Source organism: Mycobacterium sp. IDUB_39 (assembly GCF_055419205.1).
Genome location: NZ_JBVAXF010000004.1, coordinates 48,954 through 62,606, shown reverse-complemented (window position 1 = coordinate 62,606; position 13,653 = coordinate 48,954). Strand labels below are relative to the sequence as shown.

15 protein-coding genes are annotated in these 13,653 nt (G+C 66.4%); 3 read left to right on the top strand and 12 right to left on the bottom strand.

What is annotated here, in order from left to right:
• Nucleotides 1-7: 7 nt before the first annotated feature.
• The 3 genes from ACZY0X_RS15645 to ACZY0X_RS15635 are packed head-to-tail and all read right to left on the bottom strand — an operon-like array spanning nucleotide 8 to nucleotide 1,754.
• The gene (locus ACZY0X_RS15645; RefSeq protein ID WP_463772450.1) at nucleotides 8-562 is read right to left on the bottom strand and encodes a nucleotidyltransferase family protein; all 555 of its coding nucleotides are present in this window, start codon (nucleotides 560-562) and stop codon (nucleotides 8-10) included.
• Nucleotides 563-564: 2 nt separating this feature from the next.
• On the bottom strand, nucleotides 565-1,353 hold the full coding sequence (locus tag ACZY0X_RS15640; RefSeq protein WP_241400491.1) for an RNA polymerase sigma factor SigF: 789 nt from the start codon (nucleotides 1,351-1,353) through the stop codon (nucleotides 565-567).
• Nucleotides 1,350-1,754, bottom strand: a complete 405-nt coding sequence (locus tag ACZY0X_RS15635) for an ATP-binding protein (protein ID WP_463771696.1) — start codon at nucleotides 1,752-1,754, stop codon at nucleotides 1,350-1,352. The genes ACZY0X_RS15640 and ACZY0X_RS15635 overlap by 4 nt, the downstream gene beginning before the upstream one ends.
• A gap of 474 nt (nucleotides 1,755-2,228) precedes the next feature.
• On the opposite strand from ACZY0X_RS15635, the gene mbp1 reads away from it, so the two are divergent.
• On the top strand, nucleotides 2,229-2,471 hold the full coding sequence (mbp1, locus tag ACZY0X_RS15630; protein ID WP_463772449.1) for a microaggregate-binding protein 1: 243 nt from the start codon (nucleotides 2,229-2,231) through the stop codon (nucleotides 2,469-2,471).
• Nucleotides 2,472-2,528: 57 nt separating this feature from the next.
• On the opposite strand, the gene ACZY0X_RS15625 is transcribed toward mbp1, so the two are convergent.
• Nucleotides 2,529-2,840, bottom strand: a complete 312-nt coding sequence (locus ACZY0X_RS15625) for an ArsR/SmtB family transcription factor (RefSeq protein WP_463772447.1) — start codon at nucleotides 2,838-2,840, stop codon at nucleotides 2,529-2,531.
• Between the two features lie 26 nt (nucleotides 2,841-2,866).
• Nucleotides 2,867-3,289, bottom strand: a complete 423-nt coding sequence (locus ACZY0X_RS15620; RefSeq protein ID WP_463771695.1) for an SRPBCC domain-containing protein — start codon at nucleotides 3,287-3,289, stop codon at nucleotides 2,867-2,869.
• Between the two features lie 182 nt (nucleotides 3,290-3,471).
• Between ACZY0X_RS15620 and ACZY0X_RS15615 the strand changes: the two genes are divergently transcribed.
• Nucleotides 3,472-4,017 carry a restriction endonuclease gene (locus tag ACZY0X_RS15615; protein ID WP_463771694.1) on the top strand — a complete coding sequence of 182 codons (546 nt, stop codon included), beginning with the start codon at nucleotides 3,472-3,474 and terminating at the stop codon, nucleotides 4,015-4,017.
• Here the strand turns inward: ACZY0X_RS15615 and lat are convergent.
• Both lat and ACZY0X_RS15605 read right to left on the bottom strand, forming a co-directional pair.
• Nucleotides 4,001-5,347: an L-lysine 6-transaminase gene (gene lat, locus ACZY0X_RS15610; RefSeq protein ID WP_463771692.1), complete on the bottom strand. Its 1,347-nt coding sequence runs from the start codon at nucleotides 5,345-5,347 to the stop codon at nucleotides 4,001-4,003. The genes ACZY0X_RS15615 and lat overlap by 17 nt on opposite strands.
• A 52-nt stretch (nucleotides 5,348-5,399) precedes the next feature.
• Nucleotides 5,400-5,861, bottom strand: a complete 462-nt coding sequence (locus ACZY0X_RS15605; protein ID WP_463771690.1) for an Lrp/AsnC family transcriptional regulator — start codon at nucleotides 5,859-5,861, stop codon at nucleotides 5,400-5,402.
• A 42-nt stretch (nucleotides 5,862-5,903) separates the two neighbouring features.
• Here ACZY0X_RS15605 and amaB point away from each other — a divergent pair, with 42 nt between their 5' ends.
• Entirely contained in the window at nucleotides 5,904-7,457 is a 1,554-nt protein-coding gene (amaB, locus tag ACZY0X_RS15600) for an L-piperidine-6-carboxylate dehydrogenase (protein ID WP_463771688.1), read from the top strand.
• On the opposite strand, the gene ACZY0X_RS15595 is transcribed toward amaB, so the two are convergent.
• The 5 genes from ACZY0X_RS15595 to ACZY0X_RS15575 are packed head-to-tail and all read right to left on the bottom strand — an operon-like array spanning nucleotide 7,359 to nucleotide 13,646.
• A complete protein-coding gene (locus tag ACZY0X_RS15595; RefSeq protein ID WP_463771687.1) occupies nucleotides 7,359-8,579 on the bottom strand; it encodes a CaiB/BaiF CoA transferase family protein in 1,221 nt (406 codons plus the stop codon). The genes amaB and ACZY0X_RS15595 overlap by 99 nt on opposite strands.
• Nucleotides 8,572-9,543: an SDR family NAD(P)-dependent oxidoreductase gene (locus tag ACZY0X_RS15590; RefSeq protein ID WP_463771685.1), complete on the bottom strand. Its 972-nt coding sequence runs from the start codon at nucleotides 9,541-9,543 to the stop codon at nucleotides 8,572-8,574. Before ACZY0X_RS15590 ends, ACZY0X_RS15595 begins: the two co-directional genes overlap by 8 nt.
• 1 nt (nucleotide 9,544) lies before the next feature.
• Complete coding sequence (locus ACZY0X_RS15585) at nucleotides 9,545-10,375, bottom strand: TauD/TfdA dioxygenase family protein (RefSeq protein ID WP_463771683.1); 831 nt, start codon at nucleotides 10,373-10,375, stop codon at nucleotides 9,545-9,547.
• A complete protein-coding gene (locus ACZY0X_RS15580) occupies nucleotides 10,372-12,261 on the bottom strand; it encodes a flavin-containing monooxygenase (RefSeq protein ID WP_463771681.1) in 1,890 nt (629 codons plus the stop codon). The genes ACZY0X_RS15585 and ACZY0X_RS15580 overlap by 4 nt, the downstream gene beginning before the upstream one ends.
• Nucleotides 12,258-13,646 carry an aromatic ring-hydroxylating oxygenase subunit alpha gene (locus ACZY0X_RS15575; RefSeq protein ID WP_463771680.1) on the bottom strand — a complete coding sequence of 463 codons (1,389 nt, stop codon included), beginning with the start codon at nucleotides 13,644-13,646 and terminating at the stop codon, nucleotides 12,258-12,260. The genes ACZY0X_RS15580 and ACZY0X_RS15575 overlap by 4 nt, the downstream gene beginning before the upstream one ends.
• Between the last annotated feature and the right edge of the window lie 7 nt (nucleotides 13,647-13,653).

Below are 13,653 nucleotides of genomic sequence, written 5' to 3'. Positions count from 1 at the left end.
CTAGCGCTCACCTCGCGTCGACGTCGGCTCCGGTGGCGAGGTCGCCGCACTCCACGGCCACCACGTCGTCGCGGGCTGATAGGAATCCCCTCGCGCCCTGATCGCCGTGCAGTGTGGCGCGTAGCGCCGGCCAGTGGCGGGCGGCGATGACGACGGGATGACCGGGCGTGCCGTCGAAAGTGGCGCGGGCCAGGCCCGTTGACGCGGCGGCCGCCAGCACCCGGCTCACCACGTCAGCCCCGATGTCGGGAGTGTCGATCAGACGCAGCACCGCCATATCTGCCCCGGCCGCCGCCGCCAGCCCAGCGCGCAGGGAGGCGCTGGCGCCGTCGGCCCAGTCGTCAGAGACGACCGCGCGGGCAGGCTCGGGCACGTCGACCACGGCTGCGCCGAGCACCACGATCACGTCATCGCAGCCTCCGGAACTGAGCGCCTCGACCGCCAATTCCAGCCACTGCCCTTGCTCGGCAAGGACTTTCGGCATTCCGTATCTCGTCCCGGCACCCGCGGCCAGCACGATGCCTGCGACGGCCGGACTTCTCGATGCCGATGTCGCGGTCAGGGCTACTCCAACTGATCGCGCAGTTGGGCCAGCGACTTGGCGAGAAGTCGCGACACGTGCATCTGCGAGATACCGACCCGCTCGGCGATCTGGGTCTGCGTCATGGATTCGAAGAACCTCAGCACCAGCACCGTGCGCTCGCGCTCGGGAAGCGATGCAAGCAACGGCCGCAACGCTTCTCGATTCTCGATGCGGTCCAGGTTGGTGTCGACGTCACCGAGCGTGTCGGCGATTGCCGGCGCCTCCTCCGAACCGCTGCCGCCGCCATCGATCGACATGGTGTTGTATGAGCTACCCGCGATGAGGCCCTCGACCACCTCTTCGCGGTCCATCTCCAGTTCCGCGGCGAGTTCGGTCGGTGTGGGCGCGCGCCCGAGACGCTGCGAGAGTTCGGCGGTGGCCGCTCCGAGCCGCAGGTGAAGTTCCTTGAGCCGACGCGGCACCTTGACCGACCAGCTGTTGTCCCTGAAGTGCCGTCGAACCTCACCCATGATGGTCGGCACCGCGAACGACACGAAGTCCGAACCGGCGTCGACGTTGAACCGGATGACTGCATTGACGAGCCCCACCCGTGCGACCTGGACCAGGTCATCGCGCGATTCCCCACGACCGTCGAAGCGGCGCGCGATGTGATCGGCCAGCGGCAGACAGCGCTCGACGATCGCGTCACGCTTCCGTTGAAATTCGGGCCCGTCATCGGGAAGCGCCGCGAGTTCGCGGAACTTGTCGATGACGTCCGCGTATTCAGAGTTCGAGCGAGATTGCGAACCCTGGGAGGACGACCGCTTCACCTCAGCGATCTCGCTCGTCTCGTCGTCATCGAGATGCCGACGACCTGCCCCCCATTGGGGCCCTGCCCATCGCTGTACGCGCTGACCTCGTCTGTCAGAGAACTCAGCACATGCCAGCTGAAGCTACCGGGCTCCATGATGTCCTCGGTCGTGCACGTGGTGGACGCGTCGATCACGAGTTCGGCGTCCTTCGGACACACGGCGAGAACCAAGATCGAATCGGGCAGTGCCGACCGAATGAGTCGCGTGCAGGCCTCGTCGACGGCAAGGCGAAGGTCTGAGACGGTGTCAGAATCCAGATCCTCGAAGGTGCTCACCGCCGCGACGAGGGTGCGCAGGATGGCGAGGTTCTCGAGTCTGGCCGCCACTCGAAACTCGACCTTGTTCTCAACGTCTGCCACGCGTCCTCCTGCTGATCTCCACGCGAGACTACCCTCGCCCAAGTCTCGGCTAACCACGAACACACCGGCGAGCCCGTGCTCCGACCACGCGGCGATCGATCTGCCGATTCGCTTGGCGTGCATGCGATGTTCGCGACCCGTGCGCGTACGCCGAATCGGAACCGTACTCGCCGTCACCGCGGCGACAGAGACCGGAGGTCTCCCCGTGCTTACCCAACGAGGCTGACAAGCCCTGACCTCCTCTATGTCGCGCATGTCGCGTCGATTCCGTGAGTGCCCCGCAACACCTCGTCGCAAACCCGATTCAACCAATGGGTTTCCCGCCGGAGGCGACCGCATGTGATCAATGAAGACATCCTCAAAGGCGTTGATCAGCAGTGTGATCGATCCCTCGTGGCTGGCTCCGCCCGCCCTCGTTTAGCCGCCAGCAAGCACGGGAACGCTTGGTTCGAGTCCACCAACGGAAAGGTGATCATGGCCGACAACAACAGTGGTCCAGAAGAAGCCGTCAAGGGCGTCGTCGAGGACGTCAAGGGCAAGGCGAAGGAAGTGATCGGCACCGTCACGGGGCGAAACGACCTCGTCAACGAGGGCCAGGCCCAGCAGGACAAGGCCGACGCTCAGCGAGATGCCGCGAAGAAGGAAGCCGAGGCAGAGGCGGCCCGCGCAGGCGCCGCCGCAGCCGAGAAGCGCCAGGAGTCGCATCAGCGGTCCTGACGCACACACGTCCGAAGGCCCGGCCGGGTACACCCCGGCCGGGCCTTCGTTCTGTGCTCACCCCTCGTCGGGGCGTTCCGCGATGCGCTTGATGGCGGCGAGGCGCTGGTCCCAGCGCCTGCCGATACCGTCGAGCTCACTGGCCAGCGCGCTCAGGCGGGCCCCCAGCGCGCGGTAGCGGATCTCGCGTCCGAACCGCACGGGCTCCACCAGCCCGGCCTCAGCGAGGACGACAAGGTGCTTGGCGATCGCCTGCCGGCTGACCGGCAGGTGAGCTGCCAGCGCACTCGCCGACAGGTCGGCCTGGCCCACCTCGGTGAGAATGCGCCATCGGGTCTCGTCGGCGAGCACCGCGAGGACGGCGGGCATCTCCGCGACGCCGCCGGAGCGCTCGGTCACCGGGATTCCACGAATTCCACCAACTCGGCGAGTTCGGCTTGCCATCCGCCGGTGTTGTCGTCGTGTGCCGCCTGCGGGTTGTCCAGCTCCTCGAAACCCGTCTCGGCCAGAGCTAGCCGGGTCCCGCCCGCGATCTCGGTGAGATCGAAGCGCACGACGGTGGAGTTGCCCGGCGCAGGGACGGCCCCGGACTCGCGGCCCCACCGGTACACCAGGGTCTTGGGCGGGTCGATGTGCTCGACGACGACGTGGCTGCGGTGGTCCTTCCAGCCGAAGACCCCGGTTCCGCCGGGGCTGGCGTCGAACTCGCAGGTGTCACCGAACCACTGCGCGATGAGGTCGGGTTCGGTCAAGGCCGCCCACACCTTCTCGGCCGGGGCGTTGATATCGATCGTGCGGGTGATGTCGAGGCTCGTCACAGGTCTTCTCCCTCTTGGTTTGATGTGCAACTCCATAGTTGCACTGACCCCGAGAGTTGCGCAACCCCCAAGTTGCAATACGTCGCATGCCGAACGTGAGGTTGATTGCGAAGAACTCGCGAGAGTTCGCAAACAACTTCACGTTCGGCGAGGTGTCGGTCCAAGAATCTAGAGTTCGGGCGGTGTGGAGGGTCTATGTGGTGCTGGCCGTTGCGGCAGGCGTCGGCGCGTACCTGGTCGGGCTGAGCGTGCCGCTGAGCGTGGCTGTCGGCGTCTTCGCTCCGGCGCTGCCCGCGTTCCTTGTCGGAATGCTTCGCGGTGCGCGCACCCCGGGGGCCGGTGAGGATCCGGCCACCGCCAAGGAGGCGATGTCGGGCACCGAGTTCGAGGATCACGTCGCGCGGATCGCCCGGACGTGTGGTCTGCCGGTCATCATGACGCCGCTCACCGGCGACTGGGGCGTCGACCTCATCGTCGGGCACCGACCCCATCGGATTGCCATCCAGTGCAAGCGCCAAGCCCGTCCGGTCGGCACGGGCGCGGTTCAGGAGGTGGTGGCGGGCGCGCCGATGCAGGACTGCACCCAGACGATGGTTGTCACCAACCACACCTTCACGCCCGCGGCCCGGCGCCTCGCCGAGATCCACGGGTGCGTGCTCGTCGGTGGGGCAGACCTCACCCGGCTCGCCTCGATCATCCGCGGCCTAGCGGTCAGCCCATCTCGCTGAGAACCTCGCGCACGGTGTCGACGGCGGTGTCGATATCGCGGCGCGACACCGTGAGCGCGGGCCGGAATCGCACACTGTCCGGGCCGCTGCCCAGCATGATGACGCGGCGCTCCCACAGCCTGCCGATGAGATCGTCACGCTGCGCGGGCGACGGCATGCTGAACGCACACATCAGACCGCGGCCGCGCGGGTCGAGCACGACGGTCGGGAACTCCTTGGCAAGACCCTCGAGCCGATCCAGCAGATGCCTGCCCGCCTTGGCGGCGTGCACCATCAGATCGTCGGCCTCGATCACCTCGAGAATGCGACGCGCCCGCACCATATCGGTGAGGTTGCCGCCCCACGTGGAGTTGATCCGCGAGCTGACGGTGAAGACGTTGCCCGCCACCTCGTCGACGCGTCCGCCGGCCATCACACCGCACACCTGCGTCTTCTTGCCGAAGGCGACGACGTCCGGACGAACCCCCAATTGCTGGTAGGCCCAGGGTGTTCCAGTCATACCGCAACCGGTCTGCACCTCGTCGAAGATCAGCAGCGCATCGAACTCATCGCACAGCGCGCGCATCGCGGCGAAGAACTCCGCGCGGATGTGCCGGTCGCCGCCCTCCCCCTGAATGGGCTCGGCGATGAAGCACGCGATGTCATGCGGATTGGCCTCGAACGCCGCGCGGGCCTGCCGCAGCGACTCCGCCTCGAGCGCCGCCATGTCGGCACCGGGCCGCACGTAGGGTGCGTCGATTCGCGGCCAGTCGAACTTCGGGAAGCGGGCAACCTTGTTGGGGTCGGTGTTCGTCAGCGACAGGGTGTAGCCGCTACGTCCGTGGAAGGCCCCACGGAGGTGCAGGACCCCCGTACCCAGTTCGGGATCAAGCCCGCGGGACTCGTTGAGTCGGCTCTTCCAGTCGAATGCCACCTTGAGCGCGTTCTCGACCGCGAGTGCACCACCGTCGACGAAGAACAGGTGCGGTAGCGCGGGATCACCCAGCACACGCTTGAAGGTGTCGACGAAGCGCGCCATCGGCACGCTGTAGACGTCGGAGTTGCTCGGCTTGTTGATCGCGGCCGCCGCGAGTTCCCCGCGGAAGTCGGGATCCTCGGCCAGTGCCGGATGGTTCATGCCCAGGGCCGACGACGCGAAGAACGTGAACATGTCGAGGAAACGCGCACCCGTGCGCGCGTCGACCAACTGCGATCCCGACGAACGTTCGACGTCGAGCACGAAGTCGAGGCCGTCGGTCAGGATGCTGCGGCGAAGCACCTCGTGCACATCGTCGGGGCCGATGGCCGAGCCGGATGTGTGATCGGAACGGAACGGGAGGACGGCGGTCATGGCCAGATCTTAGCGCATTCTTTACGGCTACTCCGTGCAATGACAGGACTATTTACGGTACATAGTCGCGACCATCGTAAAATGTTTGTAGGATGATGGTGCTTCGGGTGCGAACGTTGGCCGCGGTTCGAATCTGCTGCAGTAGGTCTTCCAGCGCTCGCGCGGTGGCGACGCGGACCAGGAGGACATAGCTCTCCTCCCCCGCCACCGAGTGACACGACTCGATCTCACGAATGTGTTCGAGCCGTGACGGCGCATCATCGGGTTGAGACGGATCGAGAGGTGAGATGGCCACGAACGCCGACAGCATGTTGCCGATGGCCTCCGGGTTGATCCTCGCCCGATACCCCGTGACCACGCCACGCGATTCCAGGCGCCGCACCCGCGACTGCACCGCGGACACCGACAGGCCGGCTACCGATGCCAACTGCGCCAGCGTGGCCCGCCCGTCGGCCACGAGTGCACGCGCCAGGATCCGGTCGATCTCATCGAGTTCCTCACCCGTGTCCGTCATGGCCGGAGACTATCGCGACACCCCCTACGAGAAAGCGGCATCATGACCACCATGGCTACCTCCACGCCCGCTGCGGCCCTGCCCACCGCCGACGAGTTGCGCGACAGGGTTCGCACAGCGCTGGGCGCGATCGGCGCACGGTGCGACCTCCGCGAACCGGGCACCTCTGGCCTACCCGCCCGTACGCCCATCACCGACGACATGCTGTTCTCCATTGACGAGACCACCGCGGCGCAGGCGCAGGAGGCCATCACCGCCGCAGCCTTGGCATTCGCCGACTGGCGCGTCACCCCCGCACCCGTGCGGGGAGCACTGGTGGCCCGGCTCGGTGAACTCCTGATCGAGCACAAGAGCGATCTCGCCACGCTCGTCACCGTCGAGGCGGGCAAGATCACCTCCGAGGCACTGGGCGAGGTGCAGGAGATGATCGACGTCTGCCAGTTCGCCGTTGGCCTCTCGCGTCAGCTCTACGGCAAGACCATCGCATCCGAGCGGCCCGGCCACCGGCTGATGGAGACGTGGCATCCGCTCGGCATCGTCGGCGTCATCACCGCGTTCAACTTCCCGGTCGCGGTCTGGGCGTGGAACACCGCCGTCGCGCTGGTGTGTGGAAACACCGTGGTGTGGAAGCCTTCTGAACTCACCCCGCTCACCGCGATCGCGTGCCAGGCCCTGATCGAGCGTGCCGCAGACGACGTGGGTGCACCCAGTGACGTCAGCCGACTTGTCCTGGGCGCCCGCGAGATCGGCGAACTACTGGTCGACGACGCCCGGGTGGCGCTGCTGAGCGCGACGGGCTCGGTGCGGATGGGCCGGGAGGTCGGGCCGCGGGTGGCGCAGCGCTTCGGCAAGGCACTTCTGGAACTGGGCGGCAACAACGCGGCGATCGTCGCCCCCTCGGCCGACCTCGATCTGGCGGTGCGTGGCATCGTGTTCGCCGCGGCGGGCACCGCGGGCCAACGCTGCACCAGCATGCGCCGCGTGATCGCCCACACGTCGGTGGTGGACACCCTGGTCGAGCGTATCGAGCAGGCATACCGCAGCCTGCCGGTCGGAGATCCGGCCGCTGAGGGCACCTTGGTCGGACCGCTGATCCACGAGCGTGCCTACCGCGATATGGTCGGCGCGCTCGAGCAGGCCAGGGCCGATGGCGGCGACGTCATCGGCGGTGAGCATGTCGAGGTGGGCGACGGCGGCTTCTACGTGCGGCCCGCCCTGGTCCGGATGCCTGCGCAGACCGCGGTCGTGCACGACGAGACGTTCGCGCCGATCCTGTACGTGCTGACCTACGACGATCTCGACGAGGCAATCGCACTGAACAACGCGGTACCGCAGGGGCTTTCGTCGGCGATCTTCACCACCGACATTCGTGAGGCCGAACGTTTCATGGCCGCCGACGGATCGGACTGCGGGATCGCCAACGTCAACATCGGCACCTCGGGCGCGGAGATCGGCGGGGCGTTCGGCGGCGAGAAGCAGACCGGCGGTGGCCGCGAGTCAGGGTCCGACTCGTGGAAGGCCTACATGCGACGCGCCACCAACACCGTCAACTACAGCTCCGAGTTGCCGCTGGCTCAGGGCGTCCAGTTCGGCTAGCACCTCCCGCGTGTCAGCGCCCAGCTCGGGTGCATAGCCGGCCACCCGCCCCGGTGTGCGCGAGAACCACGTCGGCACACCGGGAATGCGCACCGGGCCGTGTTGCGTCTGCACCGTCTCGAACAGACCGACGGCATTAAGGTGCGGATCGTCGAACAGCGCGTCGGGGGTCTGAATCGGCGCGGCCGGGATCTCCAACTCCCTGAACAGCGCCAGCCACTCGGCGGTGGTGCGCTCCAACAACGTCTCGGCGATCAGGCCGTAGACCACGTCGATCTGCTTGGCGCGCCGTTCCAGCGTGGCGTAGAGCTCACTGGTCCAAGCGGGCTGGACCGCGGCGATGAACGCGTTCCAGTGCTTGTCGTTGTAGATCAGCGCCGCGATCTGACCGTCCTTGGTCTGATACGGCCGCCGGTTCGGTGCGACCGTGCGCGGATACACCGCCGGCCCCAGTGGAGGGTCGAACATGGCGCCGTTGGCATGTTCGACCAACATGAAGGATGCCATGGTCTCGAACATGGCGACCTCGACCTCCTGTCCCTCCCCGGTGCGCTCACGGTGAAACAGCGCCATCATCGTGGCGTACAGCGCGGTCAGCCCGGCGACCTTGTCCGCCATGATGGTTCCGACGTAGTTCGCCTCGCCGGTGAGTTGTTCCTGCACGGCGGGCAGGCCGCACTCGGCCTGAATGGTGTCGTCGTAGGCCGGCCGGTCCGCCTCGGGACCTCGGCGGCCGTAGCCGTAGCAGTTCGTGTACACGATGTCGGGGTTGATGGCGGCGACGTCGTCATAGCCGAAGCCGAGTTTGACGATCGCCTTCGACCGCATCGAGTGGATGAACACATCAGCACTCGCGATCAGCGAGCGAAGGGCCGCCGCGCCCTCCTCAGTGCGCAGATCCAGGACCACGCTGCGCTTTCCGCGGTTGACGTTGACGAACACGCCGCTCATTCCTGGCGCGGGACCAACCGAGATGAAGCGGGTGTTGTCACCGGCCGGCGGCTCGACCTTGACGACGTCAGCACCCATGTCGGCCATGATCTGTGTGCAGTAGGGGCCCATCACCATCGCGGTCAGATCGACCACACGGATACCGTGCAGCGGGCCCTTCGGTTCAGTCATGCTCGGCTTCTCTCGCGTGCGCAGAACCCTCATCGCTCCTCGCGTGCGCAGCGCCGAAGCTGTACCGGATGTGGTCGGTGTGCCCGTCTGGAACCGCCGGGAACACCAGCGGTGAGGTGTCGTCGCGGATCGCGGTGATGTTCTCGGCGACGTCCTCGACGGTCCACGACGGCCGGTACACGCCCGGGGTTTCGGCGATGAAGGCCCGAGCCACGCGGCCCGCGATCGCCACGAAGTACTCGCCCGTGACGGTGCAGTCCTCGTGCGCCAGCCAGCCGACGGTCGGTGCCACCAGAGCCGGGTCCATCGGCGGGTAAGCCGACGTGTCCAACCCCTCGGCCATTCTGGTGACAGCACCCGGGATGATCGCGTTGCAGCGCACGCCATCAGCGGCACCCTCGAGTGCCACGACGTTGGTCAGCCCGAGGACGCCAGCCTTGGCCGCGGCGTAGTTGGCGACGCCGTGGTTGCCGTACAGCCCACCGATCGACGATGTCAGCACGATCCGGCCGTAGCCTGCCGCGCACATCACCGGGAACGCGGGCCGCACCACGTGGAACGCACCGCGCAGGTGCACGTCGAGGACGGCGTCGAAATCCTTGTAGGACATCTGAGTGAGTGGCGCGCGGCGCACGTTACCCGCGTTGTGGATCAGGGCGTCGATGCGACCGTAGTGGTCGAGCGCGGTGGCGATGATCGACTCGCCGCCCGCGGCGGTGGCCACCGAATCGGTGCTGGCGACGGCATCGCCTCCGGCAGCGCGGATCTCGGCGGCGACCTGATGCGCCGGGCCCTCATCGCCACCCTCACCGGTCAGGCTGCCGCCGATGTCGTTGACGACGACCCGCGCGCCGCGGGAGGCGAGCAGCAGGGCGTATTCGCGGCCAAGGCCCCGCCCGCCACCGGTGACGACGGCGACGCGTCCGTCGAATCGCAGGTCGGATCGCTCAGTGAATTCACTCATGTCAGGCGAACGGCTCCTCACCTGCGAGCTTCGTGCGTTGGAGCAGCCGGCCCGACGTCGGGTCGTACGGCGTGGCACGGTGCATGGTGCCGGTGTTGTCCCAGATCACCAGATCGCCCACCGACCACTTGTGGCGGTAGACGAAGCGCGGCGCGGTGGCCCAGTCCCGAAGGCGTACCAGCAGTTCCGCGCTCCTGCGGTAGTCCATGTCCACGACGTGATGGGCGGTGGCGCCGAGCACCAGGGACTTGCGGCCCGAGCTGTGTGTCCACACCAGTGGCAGCTCGCGGTCGCCGATCGCCTGCATCTGCCTCAGCGTCCGGATGTCGGGTTCCGGTTCGTAGTAGAACAGCGTGTTCCACGCCGAGTGCATCACGGTGAGACCCTCGAGATCGGCCTTGTCCTCATCCGAGAGTGCGTCATAGGCCGCGTAGGTGTTGCAGAACTCGGTGTCACCCTCGTCCGGGTTGCCCAGTGCGACGCTCTGCAGAAGCGACGCCAGGATCGGGACCTCGTTCATCGTGCCGTCGAGATGCCAGTACAGCGAGCCCTTGAGGTAGTCGGCCTGCTTGTTGACGTCGGTGTCCAGCGACACCTTGTACAGCTTCCCGCCGGTGTGCTCCGCGGCGAAGGTGCCGAGCGTCTCGGTGAACGCGATCTGCTCCTCGTCGCTGAAGCCGAGCTTCGGAAAGACGAGCACACCACGACTCTGCAGCAGATCGCGGATCGTGCCAGCGTGCTCGCCGGACAGCAGTGCTGTCTTCTCCGCGATGATCTCGGTGCCTATCTGCTCGTGGATGTCCCTGGTGGACAACGCGACCGAGGCCGTCACTTGGTCGAACCCCCGTCGCTGCGCTCGCCGTGGCCCAGTTCCAGTCCGTCGAGGTCACCCTTGGCGCGCCACGCGGCCAGCAGATCGTCGAACTCGTAGAAGCCCGGCGAGTAGAAGTCGCCAAGGAACGCACCGTTGGCCTCGCCACCACCGCGACCCTCGTTGTTGTAATAGCCAGGAGTGCAGGACAGTTCGAAGGCCGAGTTGTCGATCGAGAGATCCCGAACGGTCTTCACCCAGGTGTCCTGGCCCTCCTGACTCGGTTCGACGGTCGTGGCCCCACGATTGATGGCCTCGGAGATGATGTAGGCGATGTGCTTGGCCTGCTGCTCGAACATCGCGGTGGTGTTGGCCGAGACGCCGCCCTGTATGAAGCCGGTGAAGAACTGGTTGGGGAAGCCGCGAGCGGTGATGCCGTGCAGCGTCTGGTAGCTGTCCTGCCAGTAGTCGAACAGTGACAGTCCGTCGCGACCCTCGACGACATCCATCGCATAACGCCGGCTGATCTCGGTGGAGATCTCGAAACCGCTCGCGAAGATCACGCAATCGACCTCGTACTCAACGCCATTGGCGACGATTCCGCGCTCCGTCAGCCGGTCCACGCCCTTGGACTCCGCGACGTCGACCAGTGTCACGTTGGGCCGGTTGAACGTCGCGAGGTACTCCTCGCTCGAGCACGGTCGCTTGCACATGAACCGGTAGTACGGTTTGAGCGCCTCGGCGGTGTCGGAGTCGGCGACGACGCCACCGATCCGGCGCCGCAGCCGCTCCATGATCTTGTAATCCTCCTCCTCTCGGATCGCCATGATCTGCTCGATGCCCAGAGCTGCGGGGTCCTCGCTCGCCGCGATGCGTGCGGACATGTTGCGCCCCAGCTCGGTCCAGAAGTCGCAGACCAGGTCCGGCGCTCCGAACACCACACCCACGAACGGTGACCAGTTGTGGAAGTTGCGCTTGCGCTCCTCCTGCCAGCCCGGCTGAAGCGATTTCACCCACTCCGGATCGGTCGGGGTGTTGTCACGATCGTCGACTGATGACGGCGTGCGCTGGAACACATAGACGTGCTTGGCATCTCGGCCGAGGTGGGGCACCAGCTGAACGCCCGTCGCGCCGGTGCCGACGAGCGCGACGCGCTTGTCGCGCAGCTTGTCCAGGCCGCCATTGGCGTCGCCCCCGGTGTAGTCGTAGTCCCAGCGGGCGGAGTGGAAGGTGTGGCCTCCGGCATTCACGTAGTCCAGGATCCCGGGGATACCGGGCAGCTTCGGACGGTTGTAGGAACCCTGCGCCATGACCACGAAGCGCGCGCGGATGTCGTCACCGCGGTTGGTGGTCAACTGCCATCGGTCGATCGTCTCGTCCCAGCGCACCGTACGGACCTGCGTGGAGAACAGCGCGCCGTCGTACAGCCCGAAGTGCTTGGCGATACGCCTGCAGTGCTCGAAGATCTCGGCCCCGTCGGCGAACTTCTTGGACGGCACGAAGTCGAGTTCCTCGAGCAGCGGGACATAGCAGTACGCGTCGTTATCGCATTGGATTCCGGGAAAGCGGTTCCAGTACCAGACCCCGCCGACGTCACCGCCCATCTCGATGATGCGAACGTCCTCCACGCCGGCCTTCTTCAGGTACGAGCCGGCCAGCAGCCCCGCGATACCGCCACCGAGCACCACCACCTCGACGTCCTCGGCGATCGGCGCGCGTGGTGTCACCGGGGTGTGCGGATCGACCTCGGCGAACTCCGCGAACTCACCCTTCAGCTCCTGGTACTGCTTCGCCCCCTCGGGACGTATCCGCTTCTCCCGCTCGACGCGGTACTTCTCACGCAGTGCGGGGATGTCGACGTCGACGGGCGTATCGGTGGGCCCGCACGAGTTTTCGACGGTGGTCATCGATCTCCTTCTGCAAGTTCCTGCGGGGCACCGGTGCCCATGTACTTCGACAGTTGGTAGTGCAGGTTGACGGTGCTGCGTTCCCGATACGGGTTGGGTTGAGTGCCGGGGAAGCCGAGTGACTTCATGCCCTGCTGGACGGCCGCCATGTTCGAGAAGTCCTGCGGCAGGACGGAAAGCCAGTTGGGATCACCGACCGGCGTGTACGCCCACTCCGTCGCGGGCTCCGCGCCCCTGGGGTACAGCTCGAACACCGACACCTCGAAGATGCACTTGTTCGGGTCATAGCTCGGGTCGGGTCGGGCGCTGTAGCACAGTGCGCTGGTAAGCCCTTGGCCCACTTGGAAGTTCGGGAAGATCTGCCAGGCCGTCCCGCTCTGCCCGAGGATGTCGGCGGGAATGGTCGGCCACACCACACCGCGCGCCTCGTCGTCGCGGCGCGCCGAGGCCAGCCAGTGCTGCAGTACCTCGTCGGCTGGCGTGCCCTCCGGCAGCTCGTCGACGAGGCGCTTCGCCGCGTTGACCAGCGTGTTGGTCGTGGTGGCGTTGGTCTCCTCCATGGTGTAGATCTGCATCTCCGCGGTCGAGATGCGCGGATCCCCAGTGCCGAGCCGGATCTTGGACTTCGTCTCGTCCATACCCTTGGGCGCGTCATAGCCGATGTTGGAGTGCTTGCCCTGCGCCTTGGCCCAGCCCTTGAACTCGCCGAACTTGTTGAACTCCGGGTGGGTGGTGAAGACGTGGTAGGTCTCGTTGAACGCCTCCAGCGCGACCTTCCAGTTGCAGTCGAAGTTCAACCATTTGCGCCACTTGTAGCGCATGTTCTCCAACCCGAACGGGTCGAGGATCTTCGCGGCAGGAAACAGGTAGTCCGCCAGTGGTTCACAGTCGGGGTCCATGTTGATGAAGACCCAGCCGCCCCACGTGTCGACCCGGACAGAACGCAGGTGGGTGCGTTCAGGTGTCAGCGCACCCTTCCAGTCGTCCTGTTCGCGGATGTGCGTGCAGGTGCCATCCAGCCCGTAGGTCCAGCCGTGGAAACCGCAGACGAACGACTTGCGCGCCTTGCCCACCGCGTTCTTGCCACCTGGCGGGGTGTCCACCAGTTTGCGCCCGCGGTGCATGCAGACGTTGTGGTGCGCCGCGAAGGCGTCGCCCGAGTTTCCGTCGCCGGTGCGGACCACGATGATGGAGTCATCGAGGATGTCGTAGGTCAGGTAGCTGCCGACCTCGGGAATGTCCTCGATGCGCCCGGCCTGCTGCCAGACCTTGCGCCACAACCGGTCCCGCTCGTTGCGCGCGTACTCCGGCGAGATGTAGGCCTCCACGCCGATGGTCACCGGCTCCGCGAGTTCCTCGGTCGGCGCGGACTGCGTATCGGTCACTTACATC